This is a genomic window from Streptomyces sp. NPDC051561, from assembly GCF_044454195.1.
Taxonomy (GTDB): Bacteria; Actinomycetota; Actinomycetes; order Streptomycetales; family Streptomycetaceae; genus Streptomyces.
Genome location: NZ_JBITDM010000002.1, coordinates 307,916 through 324,234, shown reverse-complemented (window position 1 = coordinate 324,234; position 16,319 = coordinate 307,916). Strand labels below are relative to the sequence as shown.

At 71.7% G+C, this 16,319-nt stretch carries 16 protein-coding genes and 1 tRNA gene; 10 read left to right on the top strand and 7 right to left on the bottom strand.

What is annotated here, in order from left to right; genetic code table 11:
- Positions 1-116: 116 nt before the first annotated feature.
- Both ACIA73_RS05805 and ACIA73_RS05800 read left to right on the top strand, forming a co-directional pair.
- Complete coding sequence (locus ACIA73_RS05805; protein ID WP_399437030.1) at positions 117-2,006, top strand: tetratricopeptide repeat protein; 1,890 nt, start codon at positions 117-119, stop codon at positions 2,004-2,006.
- A gap of 45 nt (positions 2,007-2,051) precedes the next feature.
- Positions 2,052-2,125: transfer RNA gene (locus ACIA73_RS05800), tRNA-Met, on the top strand.
- Positions 2,126-2,227: 102 nt separating this feature from the next.
- On the opposite strand, the gene ACIA73_RS05795 is transcribed toward ACIA73_RS05800, so the two are convergent.
- Positions 2,228-2,638: a Fur family transcriptional regulator gene (locus tag ACIA73_RS05795; protein WP_399437029.1), complete on the bottom strand. Its 411-nt coding sequence runs from the start codon at positions 2,636-2,638 to the stop codon at positions 2,228-2,230.
- A 143-nt stretch (positions 2,639-2,781) separates the two neighbouring features.
- Here ACIA73_RS05795 and ACIA73_RS05790 point away from each other — a divergent pair, with 143 nt between their 5' ends.
- Positions 2,782-4,257 carry a catalase gene (locus tag ACIA73_RS05790; protein ID WP_399437028.1) on the top strand — a complete coding sequence of 492 codons (1,476 nt, stop codon included), beginning with the start codon at positions 2,782-2,784 and terminating at the stop codon, positions 4,255-4,257.
- Positions 4,258-4,367: 110 nt separating this feature from the next.
- Here the strand turns inward: ACIA73_RS05790 and ACIA73_RS05785 are convergent, their stop codons facing one another.
- Together ACIA73_RS05785 and hisN are read right to left on the bottom strand one after the other, a co-directional pair.
- The gene (locus ACIA73_RS05785) at positions 4,368-4,772 is read right to left on the bottom strand and encodes a cyclic nucleotide-binding/CBS domain-containing protein (RefSeq protein WP_399437027.1); all 405 of its coding nucleotides are present in this window, start codon (positions 4,770-4,772) and stop codon (positions 4,368-4,370) included.
- 182 nt (positions 4,773-4,954) lie between these two features.
- Positions 4,955-5,755 (bottom strand): histidinol-phosphatase, encoded by an 801-nt coding sequence (gene hisN, locus ACIA73_RS05780; RefSeq protein ID WP_399437026.1) that lies wholly within the window; start codon positions 5,753-5,755, stop codon positions 4,955-4,957.
- 180 nt (positions 5,756-5,935) lie between these two features.
- On the opposite strand from hisN, the gene ACIA73_RS05775 reads away from it, so the two are divergent.
- Positions 5,936-6,529, top strand: a complete 594-nt coding sequence (locus ACIA73_RS05775; protein ID WP_399437025.1) for a TetR/AcrR family transcriptional regulator — start codon at positions 5,936-5,938, stop codon at positions 6,527-6,529.
- A 40-nt stretch (positions 6,530-6,569) separates the two neighbouring features.
- Here ACIA73_RS05775 and ACIA73_RS05770 read toward each other — a convergent pair whose 3' ends face one another.
- The 4 genes from ACIA73_RS05770 to ACIA73_RS05755 form a co-directional block, all read right to left on the bottom strand.
- Positions 6,570-6,893, bottom strand: a complete 324-nt coding sequence (locus tag ACIA73_RS05770) for a DMT family transporter (RefSeq protein ID WP_399437024.1) — start codon at positions 6,891-6,893, stop codon at positions 6,570-6,572.
- A gap of 111 nt (positions 6,894-7,004) precedes the next feature.
- Entirely contained in the window at positions 7,005-8,021 is a 1,017-nt protein-coding gene (gene rsgA, locus ACIA73_RS05765) for a ribosome small subunit-dependent GTPase A (RefSeq protein ID WP_399437023.1), read from the bottom strand.
- 16 nt (positions 8,022-8,037) lie between these two features.
- A complete protein-coding gene (gene aroA / locus ACIA73_RS05760) occupies positions 8,038-9,408 on the bottom strand; it encodes a 3-phosphoshikimate 1-carboxyvinyltransferase (protein WP_399437022.1) in 1,371 nt (456 codons plus the stop codon).
- Positions 9,409-9,490: 82 nt separating this feature from the next.
- Positions 9,491-10,255 carry a M50 family metallopeptidase gene (locus tag ACIA73_RS05755; RefSeq protein WP_399437021.1) on the bottom strand — a complete coding sequence of 255 codons (765 nt, stop codon included), beginning with the start codon at positions 10,253-10,255 and terminating at the stop codon, positions 9,491-9,493.
- A 61-nt stretch (positions 10,256-10,316) separates the two neighbouring features.
- On the opposite strand from ACIA73_RS05755, the gene ACIA73_RS05750 reads away from it, so the two are divergent.
- The 6 genes from ACIA73_RS05750 (at position 10,317) to ACIA73_RS05725 (ending at position 16,290) form a co-directional block, all read left to right on the top strand.
- Positions 10,317-11,138, top strand: a complete 822-nt coding sequence (locus tag ACIA73_RS05750; RefSeq protein WP_399437020.1) for an SOS response-associated peptidase — start codon at positions 10,317-10,319, stop codon at positions 11,136-11,138.
- Positions 11,139-11,280: 142 nt separating this feature from the next.
- Positions 11,281-11,916, top strand: a complete 636-nt coding sequence (locus ACIA73_RS05745; RefSeq protein WP_399437019.1) for an alpha/beta family hydrolase — start codon at positions 11,281-11,283, stop codon at positions 11,914-11,916.
- Between the two features lie 250 nt (positions 11,917-12,166).
- Complete coding sequence (locus ACIA73_RS05740) at positions 12,167-12,835, top strand: sigma-70 family RNA polymerase sigma factor (protein WP_384358528.1); 669 nt, start codon at positions 12,167-12,169, stop codon at positions 12,833-12,835.
- Positions 12,832-13,176: a mycothiol system anti-sigma-R factor gene (gene rsrA / locus ACIA73_RS05735; protein WP_399437018.1), complete on the top strand. Its 345-nt coding sequence runs from the start codon at positions 12,832-12,834 to the stop codon at positions 13,174-13,176. The genes ACIA73_RS05740 and rsrA overlap by 4 nt, the downstream gene beginning before the upstream one ends.
- A gap of 183 nt (positions 13,177-13,359) precedes the next feature.
- Positions 13,360-14,862, top strand: coding sequence for an HD-GYP domain-containing protein (locus tag ACIA73_RS05730; RefSeq protein WP_399437017.1), 1,503 nt, complete (start codon positions 13,360-13,362; stop codon positions 14,860-14,862).
- Positions 14,863-16,290 (top strand): metal-dependent phosphohydrolase, encoded by a 1,428-nt coding sequence (locus ACIA73_RS05725; protein ID WP_399437016.1) that lies wholly within the window; start codon positions 14,863-14,865, stop codon positions 16,288-16,290.
- The last annotated feature ends 29 nt before the right edge of the window (positions 16,291-16,319 follow it).

The window sequence follows — 16,319 nt, the reverse complement described above, 5'->3', positions numbered from 1 at the left end:
ATGTCCCCCCACGGAATGTGTTTGACTTGTCGCCCTGTGGGCATGTCGACAAAACGCTGAAGTGACCTCAAGGGCTTCGGTATACCAGGTGTGCCGGGGTTGCGGGTGGTGCGACGATGAAAACTATGGGGGACAGGGCAACTCTGTTGGAGACAGCGCGGGTTGAGACAGGGCGTGCGGAGCTGGGCCGGGCCGACGACGGCACCGACACGGCGGAGGACGAGGCACGCCACCGACTCGCCGCCGAACAGGGTGACGCCGCGTCCATGAGCGTTCTCGGCGCCCTGCTGCTGCGCCGCGGCGACCTCGACGGCGCCGAGCCCCATCTGCGCGCCGCCACCGCCGAGGGCGACCGGGCCGCCGCCAACAACCTCGGCGTCCTGCTGCACCAGCGCGGATACGCGGAGGAGGCCGCCGGTTGGTGGCGGATCGCCGCCGTCGCGGGCTCCGCCGCGGCTGCCCACGCCCTGGGCCGCCACTACCGCGAGCGCGGCGACGAGCCCGCCGCCGAGTACTGGCTCCGCCAGTCCGCCGAGCACGGCCACGCACTGGGCGCCTACGCCCTCGCCGACCTCCTCGAACACCGGGGCGACGTCGGCGCCGAGCGCTGGCTGCGCGCCGCCGCCGAGCAGGGCCACCGTGAGGCCGCCTACCGCCTCGCCCGCCTCCTCGACCGGCGCGCCGGCACGCCGACCGGCGGCGGAGCGGCCGCCGACGTCGCCAGTCGCCGCGGCATCACCTGGGACACCGACCCCCGGATGCTGCGCCCCGACTCCGTCACCACCGGCGAGAAGCCCCCGGAGCTGGAGGCCGAGCAGTGGTACCGGCAGGCCGCCGCCCGCGGCCACCGCAGGGCCGCCCTGCACCTCGGCGTCATCCTGGAGGCCCGCGGCGAGCTCAAGGAGGCCGGCCGCTGGTACCTGACCTCCGCCAAGGACGGCGAACCCCGCGCCGCCTGCGCGCTCGGCTTCCTGCTGCGCGACGCCGGTGACGAGGAGAGCGCCGCCGTGTGGTGGCTGCGCGCCGCCCAGGAGGGCGACGGCAACGCCGCCAACGCACTGGGCGCCCAGCACGCCGCCCGCGGCGAGCAGCAGACCGCCGAGCGCTGGTACCGGGCCGCGCTGGACGCCGGTGACATCAACGGGGCGTACAACCTCGGGCTGCTCTGCGCCGCCCAGGGACGTACCGCTCAGGCCGAACAGTGGTACCGCAGGGCCGCCTACGCCGGACACCGCGAGGCCGCCAACGCGCTCGCCATCCTGCTGCTCCAGGGCGGCGACGCGTCCGGCGCCGAGCCCTGGTTCTCCAAGGCCGCCGAGGTGGGCAGCGTCGACGCCGCCTTCAACCTGGGCATCCTGCACGCGGGCCGGGGCGACGAGCACGGCGCCCTGGAGTGGTACGAGCGGGCCGCCGCCGCGGGACACACCGAGGCCGCCCTCCAGGTCGGCATCGCGCTGCTCAGGGACGGCGACGAGCAGGACGCCGAGGCCCATCTGCGACGCGCGGCCGGCGGCGGCAGCGCCGAGGGTGCCTTCCGTCTCGGCATGCTGCTCGACTCCCGGCAGCCGCCGCCCGGACCGCCCGTGCTGGGCGAGCCGGTGGACGAGAAGTCCGAGTGCGAGGAGTGGTACGAGCGGGCCGCCGAGCAGGGGCACCGCCGTGCCCAGGTCCGGGTCGGGATGCTGGCGGCGGGGCGGGGCGACATGGCGGGCGCCGCGCGCTGGTACCGCGAGGCCGCCGAGGCGGGCAGCCTGGGCGGGGCCTTCAACCTCGGGCTGCTGCTCGCCCGCGAGGGCCGGGAGCCGGAGGCGCAGCTGTGGTGGACCCGGGCGGCCCAGGCCGGGCACGGCAGGGCGGCGCTGCGGCTCGCGCTGCTGGCGGCCCGGCGCGGGGACCTCGGCGAGGGTGAGCGCTGGTGCGTGCGGGCCGTGGAGCTGGGGCCCGCGGAGGTCGCGGAGCGGGCGGCGCGGCTGCGGGACGCGTTGCAGCAGGAGCTGTCGGCTTAGGGATTTGCGCTGGTCGGAGGCGCGGCGTAAGGTTGCGTTTACCGACGCGGGGTGGAGCAGCTCGGTAGCTCGCTGGGCTCATAACCCAGAGGTCGCAGGTTCAAATCCTGTCCCCGCTACTGAAGAAGTGGCCTCAGGCCCGGAACTCGAAAGAGTTCCGGGCCTGAGGTTTTTTCGCGTTCAGGTTCGGGCCGCCGACGCCGCCCCGTCCCACCGCCGCGCTAGGCGCAGTTGGGGCAGATTCCCCGGTAGGTGACCTCCACGTCGGACACCGTGAAGCCGAAGCGCTCCGTGTCCGGGAGGTCGGTCAGCGGATTGCCCGCCGGGTGTACGTCGCGGATGGCGCCGCAGCGGCCGCAGACCAGGTGGTGGTGCGGGCGGTGCGCGTTCGGGTCGTAGCGCTTGGCGCGGCGGTCCGTGGACACCTCGATGACCTCACCGAGGGAGACCATCTCGCCCAGCGTGTTGTAGACCGTGGCGCGCGAGATCTCCGGCAGTCGGTCGACGGCGCGTGCGTGCACCTCGTCGGCGGTCAGATGCACATGGTCCCCGTCGAGGACCTCGGCCACGACACGACGCTGCGCGGTCATGCGCCAGCCGCGTCCACGCAGTCGTTCAAGAAGGTCACTCATGTGTCCCAGCCTAGCAGGGGAGGGGCCTCAGTTCCGAATGGATGTGACTTTGGATGTTCACTTGACTTAGACAATGTCCATTGTAGGATCGGCTACGGCGATACGCCAGGGACAGGACATGCTTCAGAGATGACGCAGCAGGAATGACGCAGGAGGCGCACGTGACGTCGCAGGGACCGCTCACCACCGAGGCCGGCGCGCCGGTCGCCGACAACCAGAACAGCGAGACGGCGGGCATCGGCGGGCCGGTTCTCGTCCAGGACCAGGCGCTGATGGAGAAGCTCGCGCACTTCAACCGCGAGCGCATCCCGGAGCGCGTGGTGCACGCCCGAGGCGCCGGCGCCTACGGCACCTTCACGCTCACCCGCGACGTCTCGCAGTGGACGCGTGCCAAGTTCCTCTCCGAGGTCGGCAAGCAGACCGAGACCTTCCTGCGCTTCTCCACCGTTGCGGGCAACCTCGGCTCCGCCGACGCGGTGCGCGACCCGCGCGGCTTCGCGCTGAAGTTCTACACCGAGGAGGGCAACTACGACCTCGTCGGCAACAACACCCCGGTGTTCTTCATCAAGGACGCCATCAAGTTCCCGGACTTCATCCACACGCAGAAGCGCGACCCCTACACCGGCTCGCAGGAAGCGGACAACGTGTGGGACTTCTGGGGCCTGAGCCCGGAGTCCACCCACCAGGTGACCTGGCTGTTCGGCGACCGCGGCATCCCCGCGACGCTGCGCCACATGAACGGCTACGGCTCGCACACCTACCAGTGGAACAACGCCCAGGGCGAGGTCTTCTGGGTCAAGTACCACTTCAAGACCGACCAGGGCATCAAGAACCTCACCACCGAAGAGGCCAACCAGCTCTCCGGCATGGACCCCGACAGCCACCAGCGCGACCTGCGGCAGTCCATCGAGCGCGGCGAGTTCCCGTCCTGGACGGTGCAGGTGCAGATCATGCCGGCGGCCGAGGCGGCGACGTACCGCTTCAACCCGTTCGACCTCACCAAGGTGTGGCCGCACGAGGACTACCCGCCGGTCGAGATCGGCAAGCTGGAGCTCAACCGCAACCCGCAGAACGTCTTCGCCGAGGTCGAGCAGTCGATCTTCAGCCCCGCGCACTTCGTGCCGGGCATCGGCCCGTCCCCGGACAAGATGCTCCAGGGCCGTCTCTTCGCGTACGGCGACGCCCACCGCTACCGGGTCGGCATCAACGCCGACCACCTGCCGGTGAACCGCCCGCACGCCACCGAGGCGCGCACCAACTCCCGTGACGGCTACCTGTACGACGGCCGCCACAACGGCGCCAAGAACTACGAGCCCAACAGCTTCGGCGGTCCCTTCCAGACCGACAAGCCGCTCTGGCAGCCGGTTCCGGTCGACGGCGCCACCGGCAACCACGAGGCCCCCTCGCACGCCGAGGACAACGACTTCGTGCAGGCGGGCAACCTCTACCGGATGATGTCCGAGGACGAGAAGGGCCGGCTGATCGACAACCTGGCCGGCTTCATCGCGGACGTCTCGCGTGACGACATCGCCGAGCGCGCGGTGAACAACTTCCGTCAGGCGGACGGTGACTTCGGCAAGCGCCTCGAAGCCGCGGTCAAGGAACTTCGCAGCAAGTAGGCGGCGCATGCGGTGAGATGAGGCCGGTGGCCGGGTCCCTTTCGGGGCCCGGCCACCGGCCGTTCCGTACGGTCAGAGGCGTTTTCCCGTACGGAACGGAGGCAAGCCGCTCAGCCCGCCAGTGAGGCCGGGTGGCGGCGGCTGGGGGCCCAGCAGCGGATGATGTCGCGGACCGAGACGACGCCGACGGCGTCGCCCTGCTCGTCGAGCACGATGAGATGGCGGAAGCCGCCGTGCGCCATGGCCTCGGCGGCGTCCTCCAGGGTCCACGAGGGCGAGGCGAAGACGACGTCGGTGGTGGTGTGGGTGCCTGCGGTTTCCAGATCGGGGTCCTGGCCGGCGCCGATCGAGACGAGCAGATCGCGCTCGGTGAGGATGCCGAGTCCGCTGGTGTCGGTGTCGAGGACGAGGGCCGCCCCGACATGACGGGCGGACATCAGCCGGGCGGCCTGGCGGAGGGTGTGGGCGGGGCCGATGGTGAGGACCATCGTGCTCATGGCATCGCGTACGAGCATGGAGTACAGCCACCTCCTGAGGTGTGAATCCGTACGGGAACGAATTCACAAGTTCACAAGTGAGGGAACTTTCAGAGTGGCAGGCCCGAAAGGGGTCAACAAGGGGGTGGTCGAGGCAAGTTGAGGGGCGCGCAAAATCTCGTCACACGCCCCTCAGGGGGACCAGGAGTGCGGCCGGAGGGCTAGTAGCGCTGGTTGAGGTAGCCGAGCAGCTCGTCGTGGAGCAGGCCGTTGGAGGCCGCCGCATTGCCGCCCTCGACGCCCCGGACGCCGTCCAGGCTGGTGAAACTGCCGCCCGCCTCCTCGACGATGATCGCGTTGGCAGCCATGTCCCAGAGGGACAGCTCGGGCTCGGCGCAGATGTCCACGGAGCCCTCCGCGACCATCATGTACGGCCAGAAATCGCCGTAGCCTCGGGTGCGCCAGCAGGCCCGGGTGAGGTCCATGAAGCCGTCGAGGCGGCCCTGTGCCTCCCAGCCGGTGAGCGAGGAGTAGGCGAAGGAGGAGTCGGCGATCCGGGGGACCTTGGAGACCTTCAGGCGGGTCGCGGAGGTCAGGCTGCGGCCGGTGTACGCGCCGCCGCCCTTCGCCGCCCACCAGCGGCGGCCCAGCGCCGGGGCGGAGACCACGCCGACGACCGGACGGAAACCGCCCTCGCCGGCCTCCATCAGGGCGATCAGGGTGGCCCAGACCGGGACGCCGCGCACGTAGTTCTTCGTACCGTCGATCGGGTCGATCACCCAGCGGCGCGGGCCGGAACCCTCCAGGCCGTACTCCTCGCCGAGCACCGCGTCACGTGGGCGCCCGCGCTTGAGATGGCCGCGGATCAGCTCCTCGGCCGCCTTGTCGGCCTCGGTCACCGGCGTCATGTCCGGCTTCGTCTCTACCTTGAGGTCCAGGGCCTTGAACCGGTCCATGGTCTGGGCATCGGCGGCGTCGGCGAGGACGTGGGCCAGGCGCAGGTCATCGTGATAGTCGGGCATGGGCGCAACAGTATCGAGCGTGATCGACCGGCGACCATACGGGATCGGGGACGGCGGGGCGGGGGCGCCGGGGCGCGGGCGCAGGGCGGGGCCGTGGCGGCGGCCCGCTGCGGGCAGCCGTGCCAGTGCCCTTGACAGTGAGTGACGGGCCGTCAACGCTGGCAGGCGGGAGGTGACGCCATGCCCACTGCCCGGGAAGGCCTGCTGGACGCCGCCTACGCGTCGCTCGCGGAGCGGCCGTGGTCCACGGTGCGCATGGTCGACCTGGCCCGCACCGCGGGAGTGTCCCGGCAGACCCTCTACAACGAGTTCGGCTCCAAGGACGGGCTGGCGCGGGCGCTGGTGCGCCGGGAGGCGGACGGATTCTTCGACGGCGTCGACCGGGTGCTCGGCGAGCGGGCCGGGTCGGACACGGACCGGCTGGTGGGGGTCGCCGAATGGATCGTGCGGTCCTCACGGGGCAATCCGCTGGTGCGCGCGCTGGTGACCGGGTGCAGGCCGGAGCGGCTGCCCTCCGGGCGGGCGGCGCGGGGGAGTCCGGCGCCGCAGGCGGGCGAGGCCCAGCGGCGGGCGGACGGCGGGGTGCCCGGATCCGGGGAGCTCGTGGAAGTGCTGCGGGAGCGGGTGCGGGCGGGTGTCCCGGGCCCGGTGGAGGGGGAGTGGCGGGTCGAGGTGGTGGTGCGGGTGGCGGTGTCCTGGGTGGTGGCACCGGATCCGGGCGGGAGCGTGGGGGAGGTCCTGCGGAGGGTGCTGGGGAGCAGGGCGGGGGGCTAGGGCTTCGCCGCCCTCGGACGTGCCCTGCGGAACGCCTCGGTCAGTGGGACGAGCCCGAGAGCTGGAGGCCGATCACGCCGATGATCACGAAGGAGATCGAGACCAGCTTCAGGGTCGAGACCACATCGTCCAGGAAGATCATTCCGTAGATGGCGGTGCCCGCCGCGCCGATGCCCGTCCACACCGCGTACGCCGGGCCCACGTCCAGCTTCTTCAGCGACAGAGTGAGGAGGCCGAAGCTGCCCAGGGCGAAGGCCGCGAAGGCGATCGTCGGCCAGAGTCTGGTGAAGCCGTGGGAAAGCTTGAGGCAGACGGCGAATCCGGTTTCCAGGATCCCCGCCACCACCACTAGCAGCCACGCCATTGAGTGCCTCCCGGGTCGGCCCGGGCCGTGTGGCCCGCGGCGGTGACTGCTTCGTCGCGCTTGGTGCGAGTATGCCTTTACCAGAGGGACGCCGGGGCAAACGCGTTCGGTTCAGTCGCCCTCGCGTCGTTCCCGGGTGGCGAGCAGACGGCGCAGCGAGTACAGCCGGGCCGGATCCGCGTGCCCGTCCTCGACCCACTTGCCCAGCGCGCAGTCCTGCGCCTGCTCGTCGTGCGTACAGCCGCGCGGGCACCCCTCGGTCCCCGGCTCCAGATCGGGGAAGGCGTGGATGACGCGCGAGGCGTCCACGTGGTGCAGGCCGAAGGACCGTACGCCCGGGGTGTCGATCACCCAGCCGGACTCGCCCGCCAGGGGGAGCGCCAGCGCGGAGGTGGTGGTGTGCCGGCCGCGTCCGGTGACCGCGTTGACATGCCCTGTCGTACGGCGCTGCTCTTTCGGGACCAGGGTGTTGACCAGCGTGGTCTTGCCGACGCCGGAGTGCCCGACGAAGGCGGTGATCTTGCCGTCCAGGTGGTCCCGTACGACCTCGCCGGCCGCCCCGTTCTCCAGCTCCTCCCTGCTCGTGACGATGTACGGCACGCCCAGCGGGACGTACATCTCCAGCAGCGAGTCCGCCGGGGCCAGGTCGGACTTGGTCAGCACCAGCAGCGGTGTCAGACCCCCGTCGTACGCTGCCACCAGACAGCGGTCGATCATTCGGGGGCGCGGTTCCGGATCGGCGAGGGCGGTCACGATGGCGAGTTGGTCGGCGTTGGCGACGACGACCCGCTCGAAGGGATCGTCGTCGTCGGCGGTGCGGCGCAGGACGGAGGCGCGCGGTTCGATACGGACGATGCGGGCGAGGGTGTCCTTGTCGCCGGACAGATCTCCGACGATCATGACCTTGTCGCCCACCACGGCCGCTTTGCGGCCCAGTTCACGGGCCTTCATCGCCACCACGTGACGGTCCTCGACGAGGCAGGTCAGCCGGCCGCGGTCCACGGTGAGGACCATGCCCTCCTGGGCGTCCTCGTGCTTGGGGCGGATGTGGGTGCGGGGGCGGTTGCCCTTGCGGTTCGGGCGGACGCGGATGTCGTCCTCGTCGGGGTTCTTGCCGTAGCGGCGCATGTCTTCGCCCGGCCCGTCAGATGCCGGTTCCGGGGGCTTCGGCGGCCCGGGGGTCCCCGGCGAGCATGTCGGCCCACATCTGCGGGAAGTCCGGCAGCGTCTTGGCCGTCGTCCCCACGTTCTCGATCTGTACGCCGGGAACGGCCAGGCCGATGATCGAGCCCGCGGTGGCCATGCGGTGGTCGTCGTAGGTGTGGAAGACGCCGCCGTGCAGCGGGCGCGGGCGGATGTGCAGGCCGTCGGCGGTCTCGGTGACATCGCCGCCGAGCTCGTTGATCTCCTTGGTGAGCGCGGCCAGCCGGTCCGTCTCGTGCAGGCGCAGGTGGGCGACGCCGCGCAGGGTGGACGGGGAGTCGGCCAGGGCGGCGACGGCGGCGATGCCCGGGGTCAGCTCGCCGACCTCGCTCAGGTCCCAGTCGATGCCGTGGATCGTGCCCGTGCCGGTGAAGGTCAGACCGCGCTCGGTCAGCTCGCAGGCGCCGCCCATCGCGGTGAAGATCTCGCGCAGCGCGTCACCGGGCTGCGTGGTGTGCTCCGGCCAGTCCGGGACGGTGACCCGGCCGCCGGTGATCAGTGCGGCGGCGAGGAACGGCTGCGCGTTGGAGAGGTCCGGCTCGACGGTCAGATCGCGGCCGAGCAGGGCGCCGGGGGTGACCCGCCAGACGTTCGCCTCGCCCCCGGACTCGGGGGTGTCGACCTGGGCGCCGATGGTGCGCAGCATGTCGACGGTCATCCGGATGTGCGGCAGCGAGGGGAGGGTGGGGCCGGTGTGACGTACCTCCACGCCCTGGTTGAAGCGCGGCGCGGACAGCAGCAGCGCACTCACGAACTGGGAGGACGAGGACGCGTCGATCTCGACCCGGCCGCCGTCCAGGGCGCCGCCACCGAAGACGGTCAGCGGCAGCGCGCCGCGGTTGTCGTCGTCGATACGGGCGCCGAGGGCGCGCAGCGCCGTGATGACCGCGCCCAGCGGGCGCTCGTACGAGCGCGGGTCGCCGTCGAAGCGGATCGGACCGTCCGCGAGGGCGGCCACCGGAGGCAGGAAGCGCATGACCGTACCCGCGTTGCCGACATCCACCGTGGCCGGGCCGTGCAGCCCGGACGGGATGATCCGCCAGGCCTCGCCCGAACCGTCGGGGCCCCCCGCGGAGCTGGACGACACCGTCTCCTCGATGCCCACGCCCATCGCCCGCAGTGCCTGGGCCATCAGCAGGGTGTCGCGCGAGCGCAGCGGACGGCGGAGCCAGCCCGGCTCGGCGGCCAGCGCGGCCAGCACGAGCGCACGGTTGGTGACCGACTTCGAGCCGGGCACGGTGACCGTCGCGTCGACGGCCCCGGTCGCGTGGGGGGCGGGCCAGAGGGCAGGGTGCACGGCGCTTTCGGTCATGGCCTTTACTTTAGTGGCTCTTGAGTGGGCCGATTCTTGATCGAATGAGGCCCTGGCCGACGTGGCGGTACCCGGGCCGGCTCTACAGCCCCAGCAGCCAGCGCCCGCCGCCGAGCAACGCGCACAACGACACCACATGGAACATCGCCAGCCACATCAGCGGCGGCACATGCGTCAGCCGGGCCAGCTGGTCCGCGTCGGAGTCGGGCGCACCGCCGTGCCGACGCTTCGACTGGAGTTCGAAGGCCGGGCGTACGCCGCCGAGGAGCAGGAACCACACGGCCGTATAGGCGAATCCGGCCTGGACGTCCGGGCTGGTCAGCCACGAGACGAGGAGGAATGCCGCGCCCGTGACGACCACCGTCAGGACCCCGTACGCATTGCGGATCATCACCAGCATCACCAGCAGCAGCGCCGTCGCCAGCCACAGGAACAGCGTGATGTGATCCGCCGCCAGCAGCCACGCCCCGCCGAGCCCCAGCAGTGGCGGAGCGGTGTACCCGGCGGCAGCGGTCAGGATCATGCCGATACCCGTCGGCTTGCCCCGGCTGAGGGTGAGGCCACTGGTGTCGGAGTGCAGCCTGATGCCCGTGAGGGTGCGGCCGGTGAGCAGCGCGACCAGACCGTGGCCGCCCTCGTGGGCGATGGTGATCGCGTTGCGTGACAGTCGCCACAGTGTGTGCGGCACGACGAAGACCAGCGCGAGGGCGGCCGTCGCGTACAGCAGCCAGGTCTGCGGGTCGGGCTGGGTCCCGGTCAGCCGGTCCCAGAGCGAGCCGATGTCGGAGGCGGCGAGCGTCCGGGCGGCGGCGAGGACGGGGGAGGCGCCGGAATCGAGGGTGTCCATTTTTCGGGCGGCTCCTTGAAGGAAGTCTTGCGGGCAGCACTGGCGTGGCAGTGTGACAAGTATGTGTGGACGGTATGCGGTGAGCCGGGGGGCCCAGGACCTCGCCGGAATCTTCGAGGTCGAGAAGTGGGATCCGGCGGAGAGTTTCGTGCCGGACTGGAACGTGGCACCGACGAAAACCGTGCCGGTGATTCTGGAGCGTCCTGTGAAGGACGCAGAGGACCCGCGTCCGGTTCGGCAGCTGCGGACGCTGAAGTGGGGGCTGGTGCCTTCCTGGGCGAAGACGCCGGACGGCGGGGCGCGGATGATCAACGCGCGGGCCGAGACGGTGCACGAGAAGCCGTCGTTCCGGCGGGCGTTCGCGACGCGGCGCTGCATCGTCCCCGCGGACGGCTATTACGAGTGGGTGACCGGGGCCGAGGAGCGGGGGCTGGAGGAGTCGGGCAAGAAGAAGCGGCCGCGGAAGCAGCCGTACTTCGTGACTCCGGCGGGGGGTGAGGTGATGGCCATGGCCGGGATCTACGAGTTCTGGCGGGACCGGACGCTGCCGGACGAGCACGAGCTGGCGTGGTGGGTGACGTGTTCGGTCATCACGACCGAGGCGGAGACGACGGGGCTGGCCGGCGGGCCGGCGGGGGAGGGCGGGCCTGCCTCGTTGGCCGAGATTCATCCGCGGATGCCGTTGATGCTGACGCCTGAGAAGTGGTCGAGGTGGCTGGACCCTTCGTTGACGGAGGTGGAGGAGGTCAGGGGGTTGCTGGTGCCGCCCGGGGCGGGGGCGGTTCGGGCGTATCCGGTGGGGACCGCCGTGAGCAATGTGCGGAACAACGGGCCGGAGTTGGTGGGGGAGTTGGAGGGGCCGGAGGTCGGAACGTTGTTCTGAGCGGTACGGGGGCGGGGCGCGGGGCGGGGTGGTGGCCGGGGCAGGGGGCGACCGGGGAGGGGTGTGGCCCCGGCGCCCAAGTGGGCTGGGGTGGCGGTATGGCGGGGCGGGGTGGGGCGGGGGTGCGGGGCAGGATGGGGGGATGAGGCGAGTGGTGGGTGTGGAGACCGGGGCCGGTGAGGCTCGGGTGCATTGGTTCGAGGCGAAGAGGGCGTGGGGGGTGCTCGCGCTCGGGCACGGGGCCGGCGGTGGGGTTGACGCCCGGGACCTTCAGGCGCTGGCGGCGGCGCTGCCGCAGGACGGTGTGACCGTCGCCCTGGTCGAGCAGCCGTGGCGGGTGGCGGGGAAGAAGGTGGCCCCGGCGCCGAAGACGCTCGACGCGGGGTGGCACGGAGTGTGGCCCGAGCTGTCGAAGTCCGGTCTGCCCGTGGTGGCGGGCGGACGGAGCGCGGGTGCCAGGGTCGCCTGCCGCACCGCGACCGGCCTCGGCGCCCACGCCGTACTCGCGCTGAGCTTCCCCCTGCACCCCCCGGGCAGGCCCGAGAAGTCCCGGGAGAGCGAGCTGACCGGCGCCGGCGTCCCCACCCTCGTCGTGCAGGGTGCCAAGGACCCCTTCGGGCGCCCCGAGGAGTTTCCCGACGGCACCCGAGTGGTGCAGGTGCCGCACGGCGATCACGGGTTCGCCGTGCCCAAGCGGGCGGACATCAGCCAGGAGGAGGCCCTTGCGGTGATCACCGCAGGTGCACGCGAGTGGCTGCAGGGACTCAAGGGGCGCTGAGCGCGGTGCGGCACCCCGGGAATGCCGGACGGCCGAACGCTGTTGTCGCCTGCGTCCGACGTAGAAACGAGAGGGAGTTCGCCGCATGGGTTCCACCATCTGCCCGCGCCGCCCGCAAGCCTCTGACCTGGAGTGGACGGTGCTTTCCGCGGCGAAGACCGTTCCCGCTCAGGCAGCGGGGAAGCAGGGTGGTCGTCTATCCTCCGAGTCGAGCGGGTCCGCATTCGGGCTCGCCACGGCGCTGAAGGAGGTGGGTCCGGTCACTGGGACCGACGCAGGGACCGAAGCCGGCCACGCGGAGGAGACCACCGCCGAGCGCAACGCGCGCTTCGAGCGGGACGCGCTGGGCTTCCTCGACCAGATGTACTCCGCCGCGCTGCGCATGACGCGCAACCCGGCGGACGCGGAAGACCTGGTGCAGGAGACGTATGCCAAGGCGTACGGGTCCTTCCACCAGTTCCGCGAGGGGACCAATCTCAAGGCCTGGCTCTACCGGATTCTCACCAATACGTTCATCAACTCCTACCGGAAGAAGCAGCGCGAGCCGCTGCGCAGCGCTTCCGAGGAGATCGAGGACTGGCAGCTGGCCCGCGCCGAGTCGCACATGTCGACCGGTCTGCGCTCCGCCGAGTCGCAGGCGCTGGACCACCTGCCCGACTCGGACGTGAAGTCGGCGTTGCAGGCGATCCCGGAGGAGTTCCGGATCGCCGTGTATCTCGCCGATGTCGAGGGGTTTGCGTACAAGGAAATCGCGGACATCATGGGGACACCGATCGGTACGGTCATGTCCCGTCTGCACCGGGGGCGCCGCCAGCTGCGCGGCATGCTGGAGGACTACGCCCGCGAGCGCGGTCTGGTACCGGCCGGCGCCGGTGCCGCGTCCGGGGAGTCGAACGACGCGAAAGGCTCGGGTTCATGAGCTGCGGAGATCCGCACGAGACGGACTGCTCCGAGGTGCTCGACCACCTCTACGAGTTCCTCGACAAAGAGATGCCGGACGGCGAGTGCACCAAGTTCGAGGAGCACTTCGAGGAGTGCTCCCCGTGCCTGGAGAAGTACGGCCTGGAGCAGGCCGTGAAGAAGCTCGTCAAGCGGTGCTGCGGCTCCGACGACGTACCCGTTGACCTGCGGTCGAAGGTGCTCGGGCGGCTCGATCTGATCAGGTCCGGGCAGGTGGTGCCCGAGCAGGACGGCTCCGCGCCGGACCTTCTCGCACCGCCGCCCGAGGTGGCGGCGTTGAACGAGCAGGCGAAGAAGTAGGTCGTAGGGAGTAGCAGGGCACTTGTAGTGGTGTGGTGCTGAGTCAACGCACCACCGGGGCCGTCGGTTCCCGCTCATCGTCACTCGATGGGGGGAACCGGCGGCCTTTGCGCGTCCCCGGGTCGCCAAATCGCTAACCTCAGGCCCCATTGAAGGCCGGAGCGAAGGGTTGCGGGGGAACGGGTGCGAGCCTTACCGGCGGGAGCACGGGCCTGCATCCTGTGCGCCGTACTCGTCGCGGGCCTCTGCGTCCTGGCCGACCTCGACCACACCCCCTGGGACGCGGTCGCCCTGCTCGCCGCCCTGTACGCCGCGTGCGAGCTGCTGCCCCGCTGCCCCTACGTCAGGAACACCGTCCCGGCGGGCGCCGGTGCCTTCTTCCCGGTGCCGCTGGCCGCCGTCTTCCTGCTGCCGCCGTCCGCAGCCGCCCTGGCCGCCGTGCCGGGAGCGCTCCTGGGCCGGGTGGCCAGGAAGCCGGGCGGGGCACGGCGGGTGTGGCGGGCGGCCGAACTGGCGGTCGCGGTGTGGACCGGGGCGTGGCTGTGGGCGATCCTCGGCGGTCGGCACGCGGCGGCCGAGGTGCCGGACTTCCCTGGCGCGCTGCTGCCCGCGGGCGCCGCGATGGCCGGATTCTGCGCGGTGCTGACCCTGCTCGACGGCGCGATCCTGGTCACCGCCGAACGGATGCCGGTACGGACCGCCTGGCGCGGCCTCTTCGTACGGTCCCTCGCCCCGCACTGTGTGCACGGCCTCGCCGGACTGATGATGGCCGTCCTGTGGCGCAGCCCGTACGGCCCGGTCGCCGCCCTCTTCGTACTGCTGCCGATGTATCTCTCCTGCTGGGTCTTCGCCCAGTACCAGCGTGAGCGCGACGCCCACCAGACCACCGTCCGGGCACTTGTCCAGGCCGTGGACCTCAAGGACCGCTACACCCGGGGCCACAGCGAACGGGTCGGCCGGGCCTCCGCGATGATGGCCGCCGAGCTGGGCATGGACGAGGAGCGGCGGGAGGCCCTCCGGTTCGCCGGGATCCTGCACGACGTGGGGAAGCTGGGGGTGCCGACGCGGATCCTGCGCAAGGACGGGCCGCTGACGCCCCAGGAGCGGCGGGTCATCGAGCTGCATCCGGAGTACGGGCACGAGATGGTGCGCGGTATCGGGTTCCTCGGGGAGGCGCGGGCGGCGATCCTCCATCACCACGAGCGGATGGACGGCAGTGGCTACCCGTACGGGCTGACCGGCGACCGGATCCCGGAGTTCGCGCGGGTGGTGGCGGTCGCGGACGCCTTCGACGCGATGACGTCGAACAGGTCCTACCGGCGGGCGCGGCCGGTGGAGGCGGCGGTGGCGGAGCTGGAGAGGTGCGCGGGCGAGCAGTTCGACGCGCGGATGGTGGCGGCGTTGGTCGCTGCGCTGGGCAGGGAGGGGTGGAATTCGGTGGTCACGGCGGAGGAGGGGGGTCCGGCGGGGACGGGGGAGGGTGGTCCTGCGGCGGCGGGAGCAGGGGGAGCCGGGGGAGCCGTGCTGGTGGGGCAGCGGGGGAACGTGCCTTCCGACGGGGCGGATTCCGGTACGGGGGTGGAGGGGGGCGGGGTGCCGCTGCGCGGGGCCTCTCCGCGCCGCGCCCCTTCCCGAACCGGGGACTCTGCCGCCAGGCCCCCGGTTCTCAAACGCCGGAGGGGCTGAATGGAGCGCCGCGAGGGGCCGGCCCGGGAGGGCGCCCGCCCGTACGCCGGAGCGGACCCGTCCGGAGTGGTCCCGTCCGGAGTGGACCCGTCCGTCGTGGACACGTCCGTCGCGGACCCCATCGAACCGCCCCCCACCGCACCACACCCCCGGCGAAGGACCCCCTTGCTTGTCGCCGTCCGGGTCGCGGCCGGGTTGCTCGGGGTGGCCGGGCTCGTGGGAGTGGTGTGGGGCGGGATTCAGCAGCCCGGGATCGCGCTTGCTTTTGGTGTGCTGATCTGGGTCGGGGAGGCGGTCCACCGTGGTGGCGAGGCCGCCCCCCTCGGGACGGCCGGAGCGCTGGCCTACGCGTTGCTCGGCCACTGTGGTGGCGGGGCCACCACCCACGGCGTCCTGCAAGTGGTGGCGGTGACCACCCTGGCCCTCACCGCCTCGTCCCTGCCCCTTCGGGTACGGCGCCCCTCCCCGGCGTCCCGGCCCTCCCCCGACCGCGCTCCCCTCGACCGTGCCTCCCGGCAGATCCTCACCGTCGGGTTTGCCGCGGTGTGTTTTCAGCCGCTTTACAATTCCGGGCTGGTGGCGGAGTGGGTCGGGCAGGGCCCCTGGTTCGCGTTGTTGCTGGTGGGGCTGCTGGGGCTGACGGGGTTGTGTGACGCGGTGCTCGGGGCGGCCGTCGTGAGGGCCAGGACCGGGTACCCGTACGGGCCCCTGCTCCGTGACGAGCTGCGGGCACTGCGTGGAATCGGGGCGGCCGTCAGGGCCAGTTCGGTGGTGATGGCGCTGGCCGTCGCGGTGGTGGGGCTGTGGGCGCTGCCGGTGTTCTGTGTGCCGCTGCTGCTCACCCAGCTGTCGTTCCGGAGATACGCCGAGGTGCGGGACACCTCCCGCCAGACCATCGCCTCGCTCGCCCGCGCCACCGAGGTCGCCGGGTACACCAAGCCGGGGCACGCCCGCCAGGTGGCCGCCCTCTCCGAGGCGGTGGGACGCGAACTCGGGCTCTCCTGTGCCGAGTTGACCCTGCTGGAGTACGCCGCCCTGATGCACGACATCGGCCAGCTCTCCCTCCTGGACCCGGTCCCGGCCGGTGCCACCGCCTCCCTCCCCGTCGCCGACCAGCGCCGTATCGCCCTGCTCGGCGGAGCCGTCGTACGGCAGACCGGTGTTCCGGCGGAGGTCGCCGTCGTCGTGGAGTGCCAGGCCGATCCGTACCGTGAGCAACCCCTCACCGCCCGCATTGTCCGTACCGTCAACGCGTACGTCGACCTGTCGGGGGAATGCGGGGGTGGGCCGGGCGGCCCACTGGACGCACTGGAAAAGCTGCGGTCGGGCACCGCGCACGACTATCAGAGCGAGGTCGTGGAATCCCTGGCCCGCGTCCTTCGGCGCGGGCGTCTCGCGCGCGGAGTCGCCCTGCCCCCACTTGGGTAACCAGTGGGTAATGAGCGGGCCTCCGACCG